The following is a 20,929-nucleotide window of genomic DNA, read 5'->3' as shown; positions in this document are numbered from 1 at the left end:
TTGCCGCCGCGCGGACCCGGGCCGCGTGCAGCCCCTCGGTTACAATGTCGCACTTTACTCCACGCCAGTTCCGGACGCAGTTCGACGATGCGGCGCGGGCCGCGCCCGCTCAGTGGACGGACTCCAACGCTATGCACATTCATATTCTCGGGATTTGCGGCACGTTCATGGGCGGCCTGGCCGTACTGCGCGCGGTGCGGGTCACAAGGTCACGGGCTGCGACACCGGCGTGTACCCGCCGATGAGCACCCAGTTGCAAAGCCAGGCATCGAGTTAATCCAGGGCTATGGTGAAGAACAACTGGCGTTGCAGCCGGACCTGTTCGTTGTCGGCAATGTCGTGATGCGCGGCAACCCGCTAATGGAGGCGATTCTGGAGCGCGGCTTGCCCTACGTGTCAGGCCCGCAGTGGTTGGGGGAGCACGTGCTGGCCGGCAAATGGGTGCTAGCCGTCGCCGGCACACACGGCAAGACCAGTACGGCGTCGATGCTCGCATGGTTGCTCGAGGACGCGGGGATGAACCCCGGCTTCTTGATCGGCGGCGTGCCGTTGAACTTCGGCCTCTCCGCCCGGCTGACCGATTCGAGCTTTTTCGTGATCGAGGCAGACGAGTACGACACTGCGTTCTTTGACAAGCGGTCTAAGTTTGTCCACTACCGACCCCGCACGGCCATATTGAACAACCTCGAATTCGACCATGCCGATATCTTCGACAACCTGGCGGCAATCGAGACGCAGTTTCATCATCTGGTGCGCACTATTCCAAGGACGGGGCGAATCGTCGTGAACGGCACCGATGACGCATTGCAGCGCGTGCTGGCCCGCGGCTGCTGGAGCGAGGTCGAGCGCTTCGGCGTCGAGGGCGGATGGCAAGTGCTGCCGGCCGATGAGGCGAGTCCGGCAGACGAGCGTTTCGCGGTGTATTGGCGTGCGCAACGGGTGGGCGTGGTCAACTGGTCGCTGCAAGGTGAGCACAGCCGGATGAACGCGCTGGCTGCCATCGCGGCTGCGCATAGCGTCGGCGTGCCGGCTGCGCAGGCGGCGACGTCGCTTGGCGGTTTTCGCAATGTGAAGCGCCGCATGGAGGTGCGTGGCAGCATCGAGGGCGTGACCGTCTACGATGACTTCGCACACCATCCGAGCGCGATCGGCGCGACCATCGCCGGCTTGCGCACCCGCATCGGCGACGCGTCGCACGCTCGAATCCTCGCGGTGCTCGAGCCGCGCTCGAACACCATGAAACTGGGCACGATGAAGGCGCAGCTTCCAGCAAGTCTGGCGGGCGCCGATCTGGTGTTCGGCTACGGCGCGTCTTCGGGCAAGGACGCGCTCGGTTGGGACCTTGGGGCGGCGCTTGCGCCGCTGGGTGACAAGGCGCACGCTTTCGAGGACCTCGATGCACTGGTGCGGGCCGTCGCCGCGGCTGCGCGTGCCGGCGATCATGTGCTCGTCATGAGCAACGGCAGCTTCGGCGGCGTGCACCAGAAGCTGCTTGACGCGCTGGCGAACCGGGGCACGGCATGATTCTCTATCTGCACGGATTCCGCTCTTCGCCTCGCTCGTTCAAGGCACGCCTGCTGGCCGAGCGGCTGGCGCGGCTCGGTCGAGCCGGCGACTGGCTGTGCCCGCAATTGCCGGTGTCGCCGCGTGACACGATCGCGCTGGCTGAGCGTCTTATCCAACAGACTCAACAGGCGCGTGCAGTGGATCGCGACGCGCCGGTCACGCTGATCGGCAGCTCGCTGGGCGGGTTTTTTGCCACCTATCTGGCCGAAAAACACGGCTGGCCGGCGATGCTGCTCAACCCAGCGGTGATGCCGCAGCGCGACTTATCCGCGTATCTCGGTGAGCAGCGATTGTGGCACGGTGGCGGCTCGATCGTTGTCGAGCCCCATCACCTCGACGAGTTGCGTGCGCTGCAGGTCGCCGCGATCACGCGGCCCGAGCGGTATCATTTGATTGCCGCGACCGGCGACGAAGTCCTCGACTACCGGGAGATGCTTGCCCACTACGCCGGTGTGCGCACCACGCTGATCGATGGCGGTGACCATGCGATCAGCGATTTTGCGACGTACTTGGACGACGTGCTCGCGTTTTGCGGCATTGACCCCGACCGCGGACCCGTCGCGGCGTAAGACTGGACCCCCGGGCGGCGCACGCGGCGCCGTCTCCGGCCGCCGCGCGCGGCCTTCACGTTTCGAGAGTACCGAGTGAACGTTTTTTTTGAGGAATCCGGTAGTTTTAAGGCTGGCACCGTATTGAATCGGCAAGGTGACGCGTTTCAGGTCGAGTTGCCGGGAGGGCGTCGTGCCAAGGTTCGCAGCAAGGACGTGCTGATCGAGTTCGACAGCCCGAGCGCCGCCGATCTGATTCAGCAGGCCGATGCGGCGGCGAAGGAAATCGACCTGGATTTCCTGTGGGAAATCTCTCCGCCAGACGAATTTCGCTTCACCGATCTGGCCAATGACTATTTCGGTGGCACACCGGATCCCGTACAAAAGAGCGCGCTGGTACTTTGCATGCACGGCTCGCCAGTCTACTTCCGACGTAAAGGACGGGGACAGTACCAGCGCGCGCCCGAAGAGCAGTTGAAAATGGCACTCGCGGCGCTGGAGCGGCGGCGCCAACAGGCGATCGTGCAGCAGCAGTACGAGGACGAGCTTAAGGCCGGCAGGTTGCCTGCCGCGTTCGACGGCAAGGTGCTTGGCTTGCTCACGCGTGCGGACAAAAATTCGATTGAATACAAGGCGCTGGAAGCGGCCGCGCTTGCATTGGGTAAGTCGGCCGCGCAACTGATGCTGGACGTCGGCGGCATCCCGTCGGCACGCGCGCTGCACGAAGCGCGGTTCCTGTCCGAGTATTTTCCACACGGTACCGGCTTTCCCACGTTGAACGCGGGTCCGTTGCCGGAGGACCTGGGTGAGGCGATCGGCGTGCAAGCGTTTTCCGTCGATGACGTGACCACCACCGAGATCGACGATGCCTTCTCGGTCCAGCGCCTGCCGGACGGGCGCGCGAGGATCGGGATTCACATCGCGGCGCCGGCACTGGGCATTGAGCGCGGCGACGCCGTGGACGCGATCGCGCGTGCGCGCTTGTCGACCGTTTACATGCCGGGCGACAAGATCACGATGTTGCCGGACGATTTCGTTGGCACGTTCACGCTGAAGGAGGGCGGATTGCGGCCGGCGTTGTCGCTATACCTAATCATCGACACCGCTACACAGGACATCGTGATGACCGAGACGGTGGCTGAGCGCGTGCAGGTGGTCAGCAACCTGCGGCACAACGTGTTGGACGAGATCATCACCGAGCAGACGCTCGAGGCTGGCACCGGAGACTACCCGCACAAGGACGAGATCGCGGTGCTGTGGCCCTTCGCCAAGGCGCTGTACGAGCGACGTCAGCAGGCGCGTATCGGCTACGGGCTCAGACGCGAGGTGCAGCGCAACATTGACTACAACTTCTACGTCGACGGCGAGCATGTCAGCATCACGCCGCGCCGTCGCGGTTCACCGTTGGACCTGATCGTGGCGGAACTGGCGATCCTGGCCAATAGCCGCTGGGGCGCGTTCCTGCATGAGCATGGCGTGCCGGGCATCTATCGCGCGCAGCGCGCGTTCGGCCCGAATCGCACGCGGATGCAGACCACGCCGGCGCCGCACGAAGGGCTTGGCGTGGCGCAGTATGCGTGGAGCACCTCGCCGCTGCGCCGGTATGTCGACTTGGTGAATCAGTGGCAGTTGCTGGCGTGTGTCCAGCATGGCGTCACCGCGAAGCTGGCCGCGCCGTTTAAGCCGAAGGACGCGGACCTGTACGCCATCGTGCAGAATTTTGACGAGACCTATGCCGCGTATGCCGACCACCAGCGGCGTATGGAATATTTCTGGTGTTTGCGCTGGCTCAAGCAAGAAAAGCGCGACCGGGTGGTGGCCACGATCGTCAAGGACGACGTTGTGCGACTCGAAGAAGTCCCGCTGCTGTTGCACGTGCCAGGGTTGGGCGTGCAGGCGCGCGGCACGCGCGTGCTGCTCGAGGTGATGGCGATCGACGAGTTGCGCGTGGAGGCGTCGTGTCGGCTCATCGAAGTGCTGGACGTGACGCGCGTGACGGGCGGCGACGAGACGAACGAGGACGCGGATAGGGCGCTAGACACGAACAGCGGAACGGACATGGAAGCCGCGGCGGGTGAGGACGTTCAGGTGCTGGGCGACGCGTCCGATGCCCCCGCGAAATCCGGCGATGCACAGCCGGATGCGGGCGCCGCCGTTCGCGGCGATGTGGCGCACACGCGCAATGATGGTGAGGTGGCGCAATGAGCGTGCCGTCTGCGCCTGCGCTGGGCGGTCAGGGTCCGGACCGCTATGCGGTGATCGGCAACCCAGTCGCGCATAGCAAGTCGCCGGCCATCCATGCGAGCTTTGCCCAGCAGACGGGCGAGCCGGTCGAATACGACCGGATTCTTGCGCCGGTGAACGGCTTCGCGCAGGCTGTGGATGCCTTCATGGCGGCCGGTGGGTACGGGCTAAACGTCACGGTGCCGTTCAAGCTGCAGGCTTATGCGCTGGCGACACGGCGTTCCGCGCGGGCGGAGGCGGCGGGGGCGGTCAATACGTTGCGCTTTGACCGCGTAGACGGCGGCCGCATCGAGATTTTCGGCGATAACACCGATGGCGTTGGACTCGTTAGCGACGTTGAGGCGCAGCCGCGTGTCGCGCTCAGCGGCGCGCGCGTGCTGCTGCTTGGCGCGGGCGGCGCGGCGCGCGGCGTGATCCTGCCATTGCTGGAGCGCCGGCCCCGCGCGCTGACGATCGTCAACCGGACTGCGGCGCGTGCAGCCGAGCTGACCGAGCGCTTTGCAGCGTTCGCCCGGGCGGCCGGCTGTGCATTGGAAGGCGGCGCGCCGGGCGTGGAGCACGGCGTCTACGATATCGTAATCAATGCGACCGCCGGCAGCCTGGATGGGACCGTACCGGTATTCGCAGCGGCATGCGTCGGCCCAGGTACGCTCGCGTACGACATGATGTATGCAGCCGGGCCCACGGTGTTCATGCAGCACGCCGCACGCCTGAACGCGCGCACGGTCGATGGCCTCGGGATGCTCGTGCGGCAGGCCGCGGAATCGTTCTTTGTCTGGCGTGGCGTGCGTCCCGACTCGGCTCCGGTGCTCGCGGCGCTGCGCGCGTCGCTGTAGGGCACGCGCGCAGCGCGTAGCCGTGCCGTCCGTATAAGCAAGTAGAATACGGGTTTGCCCGCCGCGTCGTTCGCGGTGCTTCTTGCAGATCCGACCATGTCCTTCATTGCTACCCTGGAGCGCACCTGGCAGCGCACGCAATCATTGCTGTGCGTCGGGCTCGACCCCGAGCCATCGCGCTTTCCGCCGCATCTGGCGGGGCGCGCCGATGCTATCTTCACATTCTGCCGCGACATTGTCGATGCCACCGCGCCCTATGCGAGCGCATTCAAGCCGCAGATCGCCTATTTCGCCGCACACCGCGCGGAAGCGCAACTCGAGGCGTTGATCGCGCACATCCACGCGCGGCACCCGGGGCTGCCGGTGGTGCTGGACGCCAAGCGCGGCGATATCGGCAGCACCGCGCAGCAGTACGCGCGAGAAGCATTCGAGCGATATCGCGCAGACGCGGTGACGGTCAATCCCTATCTGGGGTTCGACTCGATCGAGCCGTATCTTGCGTATCGGGACAAGGGCGTAATCGTACTGTGCCGCACGTCGAATCAGGGCGGCTCGGACTTGCAATTCCTCGACATCGGGGGGCGGCCTCTGTATCAGCACGTGGCGGCGCTTGCCGCCGAGCAATGGAATACCAGCGGACAACTCGGGCTGGTGGTGGGCGCGACGTTCCCGAAGGAAATTGATGCGGTGCGCCAGCTCGTCGGTACGATGCCGCTGCTGATCCCGGGAATCGGCGCGCAAGGCGGCGACATCGAGGCGACAGTCAATGCCGGCCGCACGGCCGACGGCACCGGCATGATGATCAACTCGTCACGCGCGATTCTGTATGCGGGCAGCGGTGAGGACTTCGCAGCGGCCGCAGCCGATGCTGCGCGCGCGACGCGCGACGCGATCAATGCCTATCGCTAACTGACCGACGGGACGCGCTCGCCGGCAACAGCTCGCTCAGTGCTCCTTTTCGTCCAGTAGCTTGAGTAGCCCGCGCAATGCATGCTCAGCTGCGTGCTTGCGAATCTGGCCGCGATCCCCGCGCAGTAGCTGGATCTCGCTGACCGTATGCAATCGGTTTGTCCACGCAAACACGACGGTGCCTACCGGCTTGGCCTCGCTGCCGCCGTCTGGGCCGGCCAAGCCGGTGATTGACAGCGCGAGTTGCGCGCGGCTGTTGCGCAGTGCGCCTTCGGCCATCGCACGCGCCACAGGCTCGCTGACCGCGCCGTGGCGCTCGATCATATCGGCCGGCACACCAATCATCTCGGTCTTGGCCAGGTTCGAATAGGTCACGAAGCCCCGCTCGAACCAGCCGCTGCTGCCCGGGATGTCGGTGATCGCCGTCGCGACCATGCCGCCCGTGCAGGATTCCGCGGTGACGAGCATCAGGCGCTCGTCGCGCAAGCGGTGGCCAACGCGAATCGCAAGTTGGTGGATTACCGTGTCAGTTGCCATCGAATTAAACTTGTTGTTGGCTAGCAAGAGAGAAACCACCTGTCATCATCGCGTGCGGATTGTCGCGACGCGACGCGTCAAAACGAGCGTACCAGCGCGATGACGAGCAAGGTGAAAAATGCCGCGACGATGTCGTCGAACATGATGCCGAAGCCGCCTGACAACCGCCTGTCAAAATAGCGGATCGGCGGCGGCTTGACCATGTCAAAAAAGCGGAAGGTCAGGAACGCGCCGAGCTGGCCGGCAAAGTTCGCCGGCGTGACGAACAGCAGCACCAGCCAGATCGCGATGATCTCGTCCCAAACCACCGCGCCCGGATCCGCCACGCCCATGCGTCGTGCCGTGAAGCCGGTGAAGCCGCATCCGGCAACAAAACCGACCACGATCAGCATCCACCATTGCACGACGCTCAGGTACGGGTTCAATGCGATGAACGACAGCCAACCGAACAGGGTCCCAACCGTGCCGGGCATCACCGGCGATAGGCCGCTACCCAAGCCAAACGACAATATGTGCAGCGGATGGGACAGCATGAAGCGCACGGTGGCGCGTGAGCGCGGTGCGGCGTCGGGATTGGGCGGCGCGCCGGCCGGGGTCACCGGTGCGACAGGGGGCCGGTGCGCATTGGAGTGGGAGGAGTCATTCTGCATGGAAATGGTCAAAACTGCGCCAAGTTGTGTCGATCGGCGCGCCGGATGCATCGTACCAATGCACCGCGTGCGCGTTGACGGTGGTGGTGTCACCCGCGGGTGGATCGGCAAGGGCGTCTATTGTACCTATCCGCGTGAGCGGCACGCCGCTGTGCGTGGCGAGCGCGAGCAGCGTGTCGCGGCGGCTGGGCGGCGCGGTGAAGCACAGTTCGTAGTCGTCGCCACCCTCGATCGCGCAGCGGTGCTGGATCGACAGGGGTTGCGCGCGCAGGGCGGCCGAGCGCGGCAGCGCGTCGACATCCACGCGTGCGGCCACGTGGGAACGCTTGAGAATGTGCGCTAAGTCCCCGGCCAACCCGTCGGACAGGTCGAGCGCGGCGTGCGCGACGCCCCGTAGCGCGATGCCGAGCGCGATACGGGGCTCGGGCTTGTGCAGGGCATGACGTAACGTAGGCAACTCGTGCGCGGCGAGCGGCCATTCGCCGCGCAGCGCGCCTAGCGCCAGGCGTGCGTCACCCAGCACGCCGGATACCCAGATGTCATCGCCGGGCTGGGCGGCGTCGCGGCGCAGTGCCTGACCATGGGGTACGTCGCCGAACACGGTGATGCAGATGTTCAGCGGTCCCGCGGTGGTGTCGCCGCCGACCAACTCGCAGCCGTGGCGATCGGCTAGCGCGAACAGTCCGTGCGCAAATGCCTCGAGCCAGTCCTGGCGCGCCGCGCCAGCATCCGGCAGCGCCAGCGCCAGCGTGAACGCGCGCGGTTCGGCACCCATTGCGGCTAAGTCCGACAGGTTCACCGCCAAGGCCTTGTGACCTAGCGTCGCCGGCGGGACGTTGGCGAAGAAGTGACGCCCTTCGACCAGCATGTCGGTGGACACCGCCAATTCGTGCCCGGGCCGCCCGGCAAGCAACGCGCAATCGTCGCCCATGCCTAACACGGCGTCGCGGCGTGGTTGCCCGCGCCGGGAAAAATAACGATCAATAAGGTTGAATTCAGATAAAAATGTCGGCATGATGCGTGACGAAGCTTGCGTGACAGGGGGCGCGCCGCGCCGTGCGCGCTGCTACTGCACGGTGCCATCACCGCGACGGCGGCCGGACAGCACCGGTCCAGAATCCGCCAATGACGCTACAATGCACCTCGACTACGCATTCTAATCCGCACTGCTAGGCTTTTATGTCCACACCTACCAACAGCAAGCTGCGCGAAGCCGCGCTCGATTATCACGAATTCCCAACCCCGGGGAAGATTGCCATCGCGCCCACCAAGCAGATGATCAATCAGCGCGATCTCGCGCTGGCCTATTCGCCGGGCGTGGCGGCGGCGTGCGAGGAGATCGTGGCTAATCCGCTCAACGCGGCGCGCTTCACCGCACGCAGCAATTTGGTCGGCGTGGTGTCAAACGGCACGGCCGTGCTAGGCCTGGGCGATATCGGCCCGCTTGCGGCCAAGCCGGTCATGGAAGGCAAGGCTGTACTATTCAAGAAGTTTGCCGGCATCGACGTGTTCGACATCGAACTGAACGAAAAGGATCCGCAAAAGCTGATTGAGGTGATCGCCGCACTGGAGCCAACCTTCGGGGGGATTAACCTGGAGGACATCAAGGCGCCGGATTGCTTCACGGTCGAGCGCGAGTGCCGCAAGCGGATGAAGATTCCGGTATTCCACGACGACCAGCATGGCACCGCGATCGTGGTGGCCGCGGCGGTGACCAACGGGCTGAAGGTTGTCGGCAAGTCGCTCGGCGAGGTGAAGGTGGTGGCCTCCGGCGCGGGCGCCGCGGCGCTTGCGTGCCTGAACCTGCTGCTCGACATGGGACTGAAGCGCGAGAACGTATTTGTCACGGACCTGGTCGGCGTCGTCTACCACGGCCGCACGGAGCTGATGGATCCGGACAAGGCGCTGTTCGCACAGGTCACCGACGCGCGCACGCTGTCCGATGTGATCGACGGCGCGGACGTGTTTCTCGGTTTGTCCGCCGGCGGCGTGCTCAAACCGGACATGGTCAAGCAGATGGCGGCCCGGCCGCTGATCCTGGCGCTGGCCAACCCGACGCCCGAAATCCTGCCGGAGGTCGCGCTCCAGGTGCGTCCCGACGCGATCCTGGCGACTGGCCGCACCGATTATCCGAACCAGGTCAATAACGTCCTGTGTTTTCCGTTCATTTTTCGCGGCGCGCTCGATGCCGGCGCGACGACGATCACCAAGGAGATGGAAATCGCCGCGGTCAACGCGATCGCCGAACTGGCGCGCCAAGAGCAAAGCGACATCGTGGCGACGGCGTACGGGATCCAGGATCTGACGTTTGGCCCCGAGTACCTGATTCCGAAGCCGTTCGATCCGCGGCTGATCGTGAAAATCGCGCCGGCGGTCGCGCAGGCCGCCATGGATTGCGGCGTCGCGACGCGGCCGATTGAGGATATGGATGCCTACAGGCAGCATTTGCAGCAGTTCGTGTATCACAGCGGCACGACGATGAAGCCGATCTTCCAGATCGCGCGCAGCATCGATGCGGACAAGAAGCGCATCGTGTTCGCCGAGGGTGAGGAGGAGCGCATCCTGCGCGCGGTACAGATTGTGGTCGATGAACGGCTGGCCAAGCCGATCCTGATCGGACGACCGGCGGTGATCGAGCAGCGCATCGCGCGCTACGGGCTGCGCCTTGTGCCGGGACAGGATTTCACGATCGTCAATACCGACCACGACGAGCGCTACCGTGATTTCTGGCAGACGTACTTTAAGATGATGGCGCGCAAGGGGATCACGCAGCAATTGGCGAAAGTCGAGATGCGGCGACGCACCACGCTGATCGGCTCGATGTTGGTGCTCAAGGGTGAAGCCGACGGGATGATCTGCGGCACGATTTCGACCACGCACCGGCACTTGCACTTTATCGATCAAGTCATCGGCAAGCGCGACGGCTGCTCGGTCTATGCGGCGATGAACTGCCTGGTGTTGCCGGACCGCCAGATCTTCCTAGTCGACACGCACGTAAATGTCGACCCGACACCGGAGGAGTTGGCCGAAATCACGTTGATGGCCGCGGACGAGGTGCGTCGTTTCGGCATCGAACCGAAGATCGCACTGCTATCTCACTCCAATTTCGGTTCGAGCAACGCGCCGAGCGCCAAAAAGATGCGCGACACGCTCGCGTTGCTGCAGCAGCGTGCTCCGCAACTGCAGATCGACGGTGAAATGCATGGCGATGTCGCGCTCGACGCGAACCTGCGCAAGTTCGTGCTGCCGGAGGCGACGCTCGAGGGCGACGCGAACCTGTTGATCCTACCCAACATCGATGCGGCCAATATTTCATACAACCTGCTCAAGACCGCGGCGGGCAACAACATCGCGATCGGGCCGATCCTGCTGGGCGCGGCAAAGCCCGTGCACGTGCTCACCGCGTCCGCGACCGTGCGACGCATCGTGAACATGACTGCGCTGTTGGTGGCCGATGTGGCCGCGGGCGCCAAGGAATCGGGCGGGCGATGAACCTTGGGGTGGCCGGTAACGACGCTGCCACCGCGGCACGGCGTGTGCCGCATGAGGTGTGTGCCGCATGAGGCGCGCGCATCGAAGCCGGATGCACAAAAAAAGCGTGTCTTACAAATGAGGCACGCAAGCGGCGGCTGGAAGGTAACCGCCAGAGTGTTCGACAATGCTGTGCGACATTTGCGCACAGCATCAGGATTCTCCACCGTTCCAACTCGACCTGCCGGCTGCGACATTGGGACCGGAGCGAGGTGTTATGCGATTGCGCAAACGTTTGCGCTGCCGTCTCTGAATGTTATGAGGAGAGATTTCGCACGCAAGCGCATGGTTGATGACTGCAGCGATCATCCAAATCTGGATTGCTTCGTGGACACTTTGGCGATGATAGACTCCAAACCCGTGTGTCAGTCATGAACAATCATGAAAATTAACCTTGCAATGGCCTAACACCATTGATTATTAAGGCCATTCGGGATAACCTTACGTTTTTAATGGTCGTATACGCGTCCTCTTCGCGAACGAGATACAGGATCGGCAAGTGGCTCCGTTACGCCGCGCTTGCGGTGACCGTGTCCGCCACCAGCGTGCCTGGCTGGGTTTCCACCGCGTGGGCGCGAACTCGCCGCCGTCGGACGCGCCCATTGGCGCCACGCTCGGCGCGGTGTTGATTGCCGGGCTACCCGGTGAAGCGCAGTTCACGTTCAAATCGATCCAGGCCGGCGGCCCGTTCCCCTATCCGAAGGATGGCGAGGTGTTCGGTAATGTCGAGCGACACCTGCCAGTGCGGCCCCGTGACTATTCTCACGAGTACACGGTGAAAACGCCGCGCGCGCCATCGCGCAGTACAAAGAATCGTCTGCGGAAGAGTGCCGCGTTATATCGGTGAATGCTATTACACCGGCGACCATGACGCGAGTTTCAAACGAATTGTGGGATGACTACGGTTATGAGCGACAACACTTATTCGCACGGCACCGGGGTCGCGCGCGATATCTTCGCGCTGAACGACAGCAGGTTGTTTCAGCGCGTGCTGCGCCAGCAGGACGCCGAACGTGAGCAGCGCCGTGCTGGCGCGCTGCTGTCCAATGAGGGAAATATGAGCCTTTTCAAGACGGTGCGCTCGAACATCGTGCAATCGATCCGTGCGTTCCGCGTGCCGGAGCTGGCCGACGAGGCAGCCCGGCTGGGCCACCATTTCCTGTATGCAAATTGCGCGGCCGCACAGACGAAGGCGGAAGTGCTTGAGACGATCACGACGTCGTTTTTTTTCCCAAAGCACTTTGGCAAGAACTACGATGCGCTATACGACTGCCTGACCGACGTCGTGCACAAGGCGGGAGCACAACCTGGATTTGTGATCGTGCTCGAGGGCTTGCCCGCGACGCAGAAGTTCGACAAGGAGGCGCGGGAGACATTGCTCGATGTGTTCCGCGAGGCGGCCGAATTTTGGGCAGAGTGGAAGGTGAACTTCCGCGTGTTCTATTCGTTTGCTTGATCCGGTCCGGCTCGCCTGCGCGTGACGTGGGCGGCTCGTGCCGGTCTTTCACCATCCGCCCCAGCGCGCCGCTAACGCAGCCAGCACCGCGATGCCGGCCGTCTCGGTGCGCAGCACGCGTGGGCCCAGGCCGAGCGGCGTGAAGCCGTGGGCTATCGCGGCGGCCTCCTCGGCGGCCGACAACCCACCTTCTGGCCCGATCATCACGATGACGGGTGCGGCAGGCACGGTGTCGGGCAGTGCCGCGAACGGACGCTCGGCGCGCGGTGACAGCAACAGACGCAGGGCATTGTCATAGGGCGGGGCCGCGGACGACTCGAGCCATCTCATGACGTCGGTGGGTGGCGCAATGTCGGGTAGCCGATTACGCCCGCATTGCTCGCATGCGGCCCGCACCAGCGCCTGCCAGTGCGCGTGACGCCGAGCGGCGCGCTCGCCGGTCAGTCGCACGACGCTGCGTGCGGTCATCAGCGGTATCACGCCGGCCACGCCTAGTTCGACGGCCTTCTCCAGCAGCCAGTCCGTTTTGTCGCTCCCGGCGATGCCTTGCGCTAGCACGACGCGATAAGGCGGCTCGACCTCCCGCGCGTCGAAGCGGCCGACTTGCACCGTCGCTGAACGTTTGTCCAACTGAAGTAATTCGGCGTCGAATTGGCCACCTTCCCCGTTAAACAGGATCGCTTTGTCACCGGCCTGCAGCCGCAGCACGTGCATATGGCGCACGACATCATCCGGCAGCGGCATGCTGTGGCCGCTGTGCAGCGGCATGGGGACAAAAAAGCGAGGTGGCGATAGCGTGGTCATTGTCGAGAGGGCGGGGTGTGACGGGTGACGCGCATGTGCGCACCGGCCGGATTGTGTCATAACCGCGGTGGCGCAAGCGAGCCGTCGCCGGCGGCGCGTCGCGTCGCGGCGTGGCATGACTTCGGCGCCGTGCTGCGATCCGGTATCCGCTCGATGAAAAAAGTATCGTGGCGGGACGGGTCATAGTGTTCGAGCCCAGACAATCCCCATTGCGCCGCGCGTTCGGCCGCCTGTTGCGCGGGCAGTTGTCCGACATCAAACGTGTCGCTGACCACGGCCATCTGCCACGGCGAGCCGTATAGCGGCACATACGTCTGCATCAGCGCGACATGGCCAAACGCGGCGCGCAGCGTGCCGAGCAGTGCCGTGACTTGGCCGGGCTGAAACAGCGGCGAGCCGAGGTGGATCGACAGCACCGCGTCGTCCACCATGCGCGTGCGCAGCAAGGCGTAAAAACTGTGCGTGTACAGCGTCGAGGCTGGCGAATCGGGTGGCGTTAAGTCGAACACGACCGCGTCGAAGCGTGTCTGCGTGTGCTGCACGAAATGCAACGCGTCACCCGTGACGATCTGCACGCGCGGATCGTCGAGTGCGCCACGGTGCACGCGCTGTAGGTGGCGTCGCGCCATTGCCACGACCGCGGGATCAAGCTCCGCGATGACGATGTGCTCCAGTGCCTCGTACTTGAGCCACTGCCGCGCCGCACCGCCGTCGCCGCCGCCGAGAACCAGCACGCGCCGCGGAGGCTGCTTGCGCGCCAGCGCGCCGGGATGCACCATGCTTTCGTGATAAAGGTGCTCGTCGCGCTCGGATGTCATCGGGCGTTGGTCGAGCACGAACAGTTTGCCGAGCAGCGGCGTATCCCAGACCTCGATATGCTGATACGCCGACTCGATCGTTTGCAGCCGTCGAGCGCCGGTGAACGTGTACGCATAATGCGCACACGGGCGTAACGTCAGTGTGCTGCCGTGCGCGTCCGGGCAATCGGTGTCCTGCGTAGCGTCGGCGGACCCCACGGCGGGCGGCGGTGTGCTGGATGATGGCGTTTGCGGTTTCAATCGGCAGGGCTCCTTAAGGGCGACATGGCGCCGCTGTGGCAGTGTGGCCGGTCGTTTGCGATCCCCGCGCGCGCCCGTGGCGTGGCGCGACATCGCCAAGCAGCGGCAGGCCTGTCTGCTAGAATATTATGCTTTGCAACGCTTCGCGCGCGGGTGTGCCCGCATGCGATTTTCATCGCGCCGCGCGGCCGCGAGTCGCGACTCGCGTGGCCCTGCTTTTCCTGAGTCCGGACCCGACATGACGACCCCGCCCGACACCCAGACCACCGTGATGGCCAACGCAATCCGTGCGTTGGCCATGGACGCCGTTCAGCAAGCCAATTCCGGTCATCCGGGGATGCCGATGGGCATGGCGGAAATCGCCGTGGCGCTGTGGCAACGTCATCTGCGGCACAATCCGGCCAATCCCCATTGGGCAGACCGGGATCGCTTCGTGCTGTCCAATGGCCATGGGTCGATGCTGCTGTACGCGCTGTTGCACCTAAGCGGCTATGACTTGCCAATGGACGAGTTGAAGCGTTTTCGCCAATTGCATTCGAGAACCCCTGGCCATCCAGAGGTCGGGATCACACCAGGTGTCGAGACGACCACCGGGCCACTGGGTCAGGGATTGGCCAACGCGGTGGGCATGGCGCTGGCCGAAGCGCTGCTGGCGGCCGAATTTAACCAGCCTGACGCGAAGATCGTTGACCACTACACGTACGTGTTCGTTGGCGACGGCTGCCTGATGGAAGGTGTATCGCACGAAGCCTGCTCGCTGGCGGGCACGCTGGGGTTGTCGAAGCTGATCGTGCTGTATGACGACAATGGCATTTCGATTGACGGGGATGTCGGGCACTGGTTCGCCGACGATACGCCGAAGCGTTTCGAGGCCTATGGCTGGAACGTGATCCGCGCGGTCGATGGCCACGACGTAGACGCGGTCGATGCGGCCATCCGCGTCGCGAAGCAGTCGGACAAGCCGACGCTGATCTGCTGCCGTACCGTCATCGGCAAAGGGGCGCCGAACAAGGCCGGCGGCCACGACGTGCACGGCGCGCCGCTGGGCGCGGCGGAGATTGGCGCGACGCGCGCGGCGATCGGCTGGGGCGCCGAGCCTTTCGTGATTCCGCAGGATGTCTATGCGTTGTGGGATGCGAAGGGGACGGGCGCCCGGGCTGAGCGCGAGTGGAATGAGGCATTGGCCGCGTATCGCGCAAAATATCCGCAGCAGGCGGCCGAGTTCGAGCGCCGCGTTGCCGGCCGGCTGCCGGCGCATTGGGCCGATGCCGCGCAGCGGCTCATCGCCGCTGCCAACGAGCGTGCTGAGACGGTCGCGACCCGTAAGGCGTCGCAGCAGGCGATCGAGGCACTGGCTGCGGCGTTGCCGGAACTGCTGGGCGGCTCAGCCGACCTCACCGGCTCGAACTTGACCAACTGGAAGGCCAGCAAGCCGGTACGCGCGGGCCGTGAAAGCGGCGCGCAGGTGCTGCAATGGGGCAATCACGTCAACTACGGGGTGCGCGAATTCGGCATGAGCGCGGCGCTCAACGGCCTCGCGCTGCACGGCGGCTACTTGCCGTTCGGCGGCACGTTCCTGACCTTCTCGGATTACAGTCGCAACGCATTGCGGATGGCCGCACTGATGAAGACCCGCTCGATCTTCGTGTTCACGCACGACTCGATTGGGCTGGGTGAGGACGGCCCGACACACCAGTCGATCGAGCACGTGTCGAGCTTGCGTCTGATTCCGAACATGGACGTGTGGCGCCCAGCCGACACGGTCGAGACCGCGGTGGCCTGGACGCAGGCGGTCGAGCGCCATGGGCCATCGTCGTTGATCTTCAGCCGGCAAAACCTGGCGTTCTGTACGCGGACCGACGCGCAGATTGCGGCGATCGCCCGAGGCGGGTACGTGCTGCGTGACTGGAATGACGACATCCCAGCCCGCAAGGTGATCCTGATCGCGACGGGCTCCGAGGTCGAGCTTGCGCTGAACGCTGTCGAGCCGCTTGCGCGCGCGGGCATCGGCGCCCGTGTCGTATCGATGCCCTCAACCACGGTGTTTGACCGGCAGGACGCTGAGTGGCGCGAGCGCGTTCTGCCACGCGGTGTGGCGCGGGTGGCGATCGAGGCCGGCGTCACGGCGTTCTGGCACAAGTATGTGGGGATCGACGGCGGCGTGGTCGGGATCGACACGTTCGGCGAATCGGCGCCCGCCGGCGTGTTGTTCAAGCATTTTGGCTTCACGATCGACCACGTCGTCGATACGGTGAAGTCGGTATTGGGTTAAGCCGGGGAGGTGTGATGTGCAGACCGCGCGTCGCACACCTTCGGTCGAAGCGTTGCCATTTACCCATTAGGAGATAGACATGACGATTCGCGTCGCAATCAACGGTTATGGCCGTATTGGCCGCAATACGCTGCGAGCCCATTATGAGGGTGGTAAGAAGCACGACATCGAGATCGTGGCGATCAACGACCTCGGCAATGCCCAGACCAACGCGCATCTGACCCAGTATGACACCGCGCATGGCAAGTTCCCGGGCACCGTCTCGGTTGACGGCGACTACATGATCGTCAACGGCGATAAGATCCGCGTGCTCGCGAACCGCAACCCAGCCGAGCTGCCATGGGGCGATCTCGGTGTGGATGTCGTACTTGAGTGCACCGGTTTCTTCACGTCGAAGGAGAAGGCGAGTGCGCACTTGAAGGGGGGCGCGAAGAAGGTCGTGATCTCGGCGCCGGGCGGCAAGGATGTGGATGCGACGATCGTCTATGGCGTGAACCACCAGGTGCTGAAGGCCTCGGATACGGTCATCTCGAACGCTTCGTGCACGACGAACTGTCTTGCGCCGCTGGTCAAGCCGCTGCACGACACAATCGGTGTCGAGAACGGCCTGATGACGACGATTCATGCGTACACGAACGACCAGGTGCTGACCGACGTGTACCATGAGGATCTGCGCCGCGCTCGCTCGGCCACGCACAGCATGATCCCGACCAAGACCGGCGCGGCAGCAGCCGTTGGCCTAGTGCTGCCGGAGCTGAACGGTAAGTTGGATGGCTACGCGGTGCGCGTGCCGACGATCAACGTGTCGATCGTTGACCTGTCGTTCATCGCGTCGCGCGACACGAATGTGGACGAAGTGAATAAGATCTTGAAGGAAGCGTCGGAAGGCGCGCTCAAGGGCATCCTCGCCTACAGTGACGCGCCGCTGGTATCGGTTGACTTCAATCATAACCCGGCGTCCTCGACATTCGATGCGACGCTCACGAAAGTGTCGGGCCGTCTCGTGAAGGTGTCGAGTTGGTACGACAACGAGTGGGGCTTCTCAAACCGGATGCTCGATACGACGGTGGCGCTGGCCAACGCAAAGTAACGCGCACGCAGCATCTCGTATGCGGCAAAAAAGCCGCTTGGTCGGGCCAGCCCCTCTGAAATTGAGTTGATTTTTTCGCTCGAACTTTGAGGCGGCTCGAAGCAAAGAAGGGAACCGATTCGCAAGGTCGGTTCCCTTTTTCATGGAGCGGGAATCCCCTCGGAGGTAGGCTCCAGCTTTGACCCGAAGCTGCTGCAAAGAAGTCTTGCATGCTCCTTTCCGCGTCTAGGCCATGCCGACCGAGACTCCACCGTTCGCGGCATATTCTCGTCGCAATCGCTTGTCATATCGGCTGGCTCGCTCAGGCCCACGCGCTGCTCGCTTGGTGGAAAGCGGCGAACGCCGGCTCGTGCAAGATTGCGGCGGACTTTCCGTCCAATCCTGCCATACGAGAGACCCATGTCGCCCCGATCTTCGGCCCGCTCCATCGGGTCATCGCCGATCCGGGAAAGCCTTCTGTCCGGGGGGCCGCTCCGGTGGCCGCGGGTGGGGCCACAAGGCCTGCCTTCTATCCCAATCGCAGCGCGCGTTTACGGCTTGCGGTGTGGACAGTTTTCCTTCGTGCAGGAGCCGTACATCGCAAGCGCGTGCTCCTGTAGCTTGAAGCCTCGTTCTTTTGCGATCAACTGCTGGCGGTGCTCGATCTCGTGATCGTAAAATTCTTCAACCCGGCCGCAGTCCAGGCAGACCAGATGGTCGTGGTGCGTACCCTCATTGAGTTCGAACACCGCTTTGCCAGACTCGAAGTTGCTGCGTGTGAGCAGACCCGCCTGCTCAAACTGTGTCAGCACGCGATAAACCGTTGCCAGGCCAATATCTAGCTGCTCATTAAGCAAGTTGCGGTAGACGTCTTCCGCGGTCAAGTGGCGAACGGGACTGTGTTGGAAAATCTCCAGAATCTTCAGGCGCGGCAAGGTTGCCTTAAGCCCCATATTCTTGAGGTCAGCGGGATTGGTCATCGCTAGGCATCCCTAGAGTACAATGCAAGGTTCTAATAGTAATGGGTTTTGGGGTATTCCGGTCGGCGCAAGCGTGTCCCGGGCCCAAATCGATCAAAGCGTCAGACGCGTTTTATGGGTGAAATGAGTTCAACGTTCTTCTCCGGGTCGCGCATGCGCGCCACGGCCTTTGCGGTAACGGCCCGCGTTGTCGTGCTGGCCGCCGTGGCTTCGCTCGGTGCATGCAAGACATACGACAGCCTGACGCAACGCATCGCGCGTTCGATCACCCCATACCGGATCACGGTTGTGCAGGGCAACTTCGTATCAGCCGAGGCTGCATCGAAGCTACGCGTCGGCATGTCTCGCGACGAAGTGCGTAGCGTCCTGGGCACACCGCTGCTCACCGACCTGTTCCATACCGATCGCTGGGACTATGTGTTCTATTTCAAGCGCGGCTCGACTTCTGTTGTGCAGCAGCGCGACCTGGTCGTGAATTTCGTCGGCGATCGCGTGGCAAGCTGGATAGGGGCCAACGACCTGCCGTCCGAGTACGAGTTGATCGCCGAAATCGATGGCGACCGCAAAGGTTTGAGGAAAGCGCAAGCCGAGACCGCTGCGACCAAGGCAGCAAAGACCACTGCGGCTGACGCGTCGGCCACAGCGGCGGCGAGCGCCCCGGCTGAGCAGGTGCCGGTGCCCGGCACGGTTGGTGCGGCCGCGGCGAGCGGCGTCAGCGATGTCAGCGCGTTGCCGTCGTCGCACGCTGCCAATGAGGACGCGGCGGCCGCGGCGAACCGCGCGGCTGCTCAGGTCGCACCGCCGTCCAAGGGTGCGACGCCATCGGTGCGTGCAAACACGCCGGTATCGAATGCGCAGCCGCCGAACACGGGTACGCCGGTACAGCCGCAATGGCAGTATCAGCGTGCTGCACAGCCATCACTGCCGCCTGGCGTCGCGCCGCAGCACATCACGTTGCCGCCGACCGGCGTTGCACCGTCGCCGGACCCATCAACTGGCCTGGCGCCGGCCAATGCCGCGGACCTGCAGAACCAGCCGGTGCTGGAGCCCAGCGGCGCACAAGGGGCGCAATGATGAAGATTGCCATCGCAGGGGCATCGGGCCGCATGGGGCAAATGCTGGTCGAAACGGTGCTCAATACGCCAGAAGTCACATTGTCGGGCGCGTTGGACCGCGCGGGCGCTGCTGCGCTAGGGCAGGATGCTGGCGCGTTTGTCGGGCGGCAGACCGGCATCGTGATCACCGACGACGTAGAGCGCGTGCTCGCGCATGCAGACGTGCTGATCGATTTCACGCGGCCGGAGGGCACGCTCGAACACCTGAAGGCGGCGCGCCGGCACGGCACCCGCATGGTGATCGGCACGACGGGTTTTGCCGAGTCGCAAAAGGCCGAGTTGGTCGCTGCGGCGCAGACGCTCGGGATCGTGTTCGCACCGAACATGAGCGTGGGCGTGAACGTGACGTTGAAGCTGCTGCAAATGGCCGCCGCGCATTTCGCTACCGGCTACGATATCGAGATCATTGAGGCCCATCACCGGCATAAGGTGGATGCGCCGTCCGGCACGGCATTGCAAATGGGTGAAGTGATTGCGACGGCGTTGGGTCGTGATCTGGCATCCTGTGCCGTGTATGGGCGCCATGGCGTGACCGGCGAGCGCGACCCGTCAACGATCGGGTTCTCGGCCATCCGCGGCGGCGATATCGTTGGCGACCACACGGTGATGTTCGCTGGCACCGGCGAGCGGATCGAGATTACACATCAATCGGCCAACCGGCTCGCATATGCGCAGGGCGCGGTACGGGCCGCCCGTTTCCTGGCGGGCCGACCGGCGGGGCTGTACGATATGTGGGACGTGCTGGGCCTGCGCTAGCCGTCGTGCGCACGCGCGCGGCGCCTCGACCGCAGCGCCGGCGCGTTCCGTGCAATGGGTAGCGCGCGCCACTGAGCAATGTCGCCGGTCCGGTCGGCGAGGCGCCGCTGATCATGATCGCGTTCGGCCTGGTGGTCGCGATTCCGGCGGCCATCGCAACCGGCGCTGGCGGCGCGCACCATCAATGTGTCGATCGATGCCGACGGCCGCTTGTTTTGCGACAGGCAGCCAGTTGACACCGTGCAGTTGTCCACGCGGTTTGCGCAGGCTGCCCGTAAGCTGGTGCCAGCGCAACGGGAACGGCGAGCCGACCATGCGATACGCTACGAGTCGATTGCTGGCGTGATGAGCGCCGCGCAGACGCTATAATCGGCGTTTCCCTGGCTTTCCCGAGGCACGGTACTGCACGTGCGCCCCCTGTGCGGCATGCCGTAAGCCGATTGTCCCCGACGACCATCATGCAAGATAAATACGTTCCCGCCGATGTCGAATCCGCCGCGCAGCAAGCATGGCGGGACAGCGATGTCTATCGTAGTGCCGAGCGCGCCGACAAAAAGAAATTTTATTGCGTGTCGATGCTGCCGTACCCGTCGGGTAA

At 64.0% G+C, this 20,929-nt stretch carries 19 protein-coding genes and 2 pseudogenes; 15 read left to right on the top strand and 6 right to left on the bottom strand.

What is annotated here, in order from left to right; all coding sequences use genetic code 11:
* From IHE30_RS14940 to pyrF, 6 genes are all read left to right on the top strand, one after another.
* A partial coding sequence (locus IHE30_RS14940; protein ID WP_337691768.1) for a hypothetical protein occupies positions 1–245 on the top strand: 245 nt, incomplete at its 5' end.
* Positions 142–1,524, top strand: coding sequence for a UDP-N-acetylmuramate:L-alanyl-gamma-D-glutamyl-meso-diaminopimelate ligase (gene mpl, locus IHE30_RS14935; RefSeq protein WP_337691764.1), 1,383 nt, complete (start codon positions 142–144; stop codon positions 1,522–1,524). The genes IHE30_RS14940 and mpl, both read left to right, overlap by 104 nt.
* Positions 1,521–2,135, top strand: coding sequence for a YqiA/YcfP family alpha/beta fold hydrolase (locus IHE30_RS14930; RefSeq protein WP_337691760.1), 615 nt, complete (start codon positions 1,521–1,523; stop codon positions 2,133–2,135). The genes mpl and IHE30_RS14930 overlap by 4 nt, the downstream gene beginning before the upstream one ends.
* Positions 2,136–2,210: 75 nt before the next feature.
* The gene (locus IHE30_RS14925) at positions 2,211–4,319 is read left to right on the top strand and encodes a ribonuclease catalytic domain-containing protein (protein WP_337691758.1); all 2,109 of its coding nucleotides are present in this window, start codon (positions 2,211–2,213) and stop codon (positions 4,317–4,319) included.
* The gene (aroE, locus tag IHE30_RS14920; protein ID WP_337691756.1) at positions 4,316–5,194 is read left to right on the top strand and encodes a shikimate dehydrogenase; all 879 of its coding nucleotides are present in this window, start codon (positions 4,316–4,318) and stop codon (positions 5,192–5,194) included. Before IHE30_RS14925 ends, aroE begins: the two co-directional genes overlap by 4 nt.
* Positions 5,195–5,290: 96 nt before the next feature.
* Positions 5,291–6,103 carry an orotidine-5'-phosphate decarboxylase gene (pyrF, locus tag IHE30_RS14915; protein ID WP_337691754.1) on the top strand — a complete coding sequence of 271 codons (813 nt, stop codon included), beginning with the start codon at positions 5,291–5,293 and terminating at the stop codon, positions 6,101–6,103.
* A gap of 36 nt (positions 6,104–6,139) precedes the next feature.
* On the opposite strand, the gene IHE30_RS14910 is transcribed toward pyrF, so the two are convergent.
* From IHE30_RS14910 to thiL, 3 genes are all read right to left on the bottom strand, one after another.
* Positions 6,140–6,640, bottom strand: a complete 501-nt coding sequence (locus IHE30_RS14910; RefSeq protein WP_337691753.1) for a CinA family protein — start codon at positions 6,638–6,640, stop codon at positions 6,140–6,142.
* Positions 6,641–6,717: 77 nt separating this feature from the next.
* Entirely contained in the window at positions 6,718–7,290 is a 573-nt protein-coding gene (locus IHE30_RS14905; RefSeq protein ID WP_337691752.1) for a phosphatidylglycerophosphatase A family protein, read from the bottom strand.
* Positions 7,280–8,305 carry a thiamine-phosphate kinase gene (gene thiL / locus IHE30_RS14900; RefSeq protein WP_337691750.1) on the bottom strand — a complete coding sequence of 342 codons (1,026 nt, stop codon included), beginning with the start codon at positions 8,303–8,305 and terminating at the stop codon, positions 7,280–7,282. Before thiL ends, IHE30_RS14905 begins: the two co-directional genes overlap by 11 nt.
* 164 nt (positions 8,306–8,469) lie before the next feature.
* Here thiL and IHE30_RS14895 point away from each other — a divergent pair, with 164 nt between their 5' ends.
* The 3 genes and pseudogenes from IHE30_RS14895 (at position 8,470) to IHE30_RS14885 (ending at position 12,277) form a co-directional block, all read left to right on the top strand.
* Entirely contained in the window at positions 8,470–10,782 is a 2,313-nt protein-coding gene (locus IHE30_RS14895; RefSeq protein WP_337691748.1) for an NADP-dependent malic enzyme, read from the top strand.
* A gap of 491 nt (positions 10,783–11,273) precedes the next feature.
* Positions 11,274–11,720, top strand: a pseudogene (locus tag IHE30_RS15265) (ribonuclease domain-containing protein).
* Positions 11,721–11,728: 8 nt separating this feature from the next.
* Complete coding sequence (locus IHE30_RS14885) at positions 11,729–12,277, top strand: barstar family protein (protein ID WP_337691747.1); 549 nt, start codon at positions 11,729–11,731, stop codon at positions 12,275–12,277.
* Positions 12,278–12,325: 48 nt separating this feature from the next.
* On the opposite strand, the gene IHE30_RS14880 is transcribed toward IHE30_RS14885, so the two are convergent.
* Both IHE30_RS14880 and IHE30_RS14875 read right to left on the bottom strand, forming a co-directional pair.
* Positions 12,326–13,081: a 16S rRNA (uracil(1498)-N(3))-methyltransferase gene (locus IHE30_RS14880; RefSeq protein WP_337691745.1), complete on the bottom strand. Its 756-nt coding sequence runs from the start codon at positions 13,079–13,081 to the stop codon at positions 12,326–12,328.
* 56 nt (positions 13,082–13,137) lie between these two features.
* Positions 13,138–14,097, bottom strand: coding sequence for a fused MFS/spermidine synthase (locus IHE30_RS14875; RefSeq protein ID WP_443193692.1), 960 nt, complete (start codon positions 14,095–14,097; stop codon positions 13,138–13,140).
* 280 nt (positions 14,098–14,377) lie between these two features.
* Here IHE30_RS14875 and tkt point away from each other — a divergent pair, with 280 nt between their 5' ends.
* The gene (tkt, locus tag IHE30_RS14870) at positions 14,378–16,411 is read left to right on the top strand and encodes a transketolase (RefSeq protein WP_337691743.1); all 2,034 of its coding nucleotides are present in this window, start codon (positions 14,378–14,380) and stop codon (positions 16,409–16,411) included.
* Positions 16,412–16,490: 79 nt separating this feature from the next.
* Positions 16,491–17,501, top strand: coding sequence for a type I glyceraldehyde-3-phosphate dehydrogenase (gene gap, locus IHE30_RS14865; protein WP_337691741.1), 1,011 nt, complete (start codon positions 16,491–16,493; stop codon positions 17,499–17,501).
* A 530-nt stretch (positions 17,502–18,031) separates the two neighbouring features.
* On the opposite strand, the gene fur is transcribed toward gap, so the two are convergent.
* Positions 18,032–18,460, bottom strand: a complete 429-nt coding sequence (gene fur / locus IHE30_RS14860; protein ID WP_337691740.1) for a ferric iron uptake transcriptional regulator — start codon at positions 18,458–18,460, stop codon at positions 18,032–18,034.
* 114 nt (positions 18,461–18,574) lie between these two features.
* Here fur and bamE point away from each other — a divergent pair, with 114 nt between their 5' ends.
* From bamE to IHE30_RS14845, 4 genes and pseudogenes are all read left to right on the top strand, one after another.
* The gene (gene bamE / locus IHE30_RS14855) at positions 18,575–19,534 is read left to right on the top strand and encodes an outer membrane protein assembly factor BamE (RefSeq protein WP_337691738.1); all 960 of its coding nucleotides are present in this window, start codon (positions 18,575–18,577) and stop codon (positions 19,532–19,534) included.
* A complete protein-coding gene (dapB, locus tag IHE30_RS14850) occupies positions 19,534–20,331 on the top strand; it encodes a 4-hydroxy-tetrahydrodipicolinate reductase (protein ID WP_337691762.1) in 798 nt (265 codons plus the stop codon). Before bamE ends, dapB begins: the two co-directional genes overlap by 1 nt.
* Before the next feature lie 62 nt (positions 20,332–20,393).
* A pseudogene (locus IHE30_RS15260) lies at positions 20,394–20,489 on the top strand (MotA/TolQ/ExbB proton channel family protein); the annotation flags it as partial.
* Positions 20,490–20,517: 28 nt separating this feature from the next.
* Entirely contained in the window at positions 20,518–20,700 is a 183-nt protein-coding gene (locus tag IHE30_RS14845) for an ExbD/TolR family protein (RefSeq protein ID WP_337691766.1), read from the top strand.
* Positions 20,701–20,929 lie beyond the last annotated feature (229 nt).

It is taken from the genome of Mycetohabitans sp. B46 (assembly GCF_037389205.1).
Taxonomy (GTDB): Bacteria; Pseudomonadota; Gammaproteobacteria; order Burkholderiales; family Burkholderiaceae; genus Mycetohabitans.
This window is presented reverse-complemented; position numbering and strand designations above follow the sequence as displayed.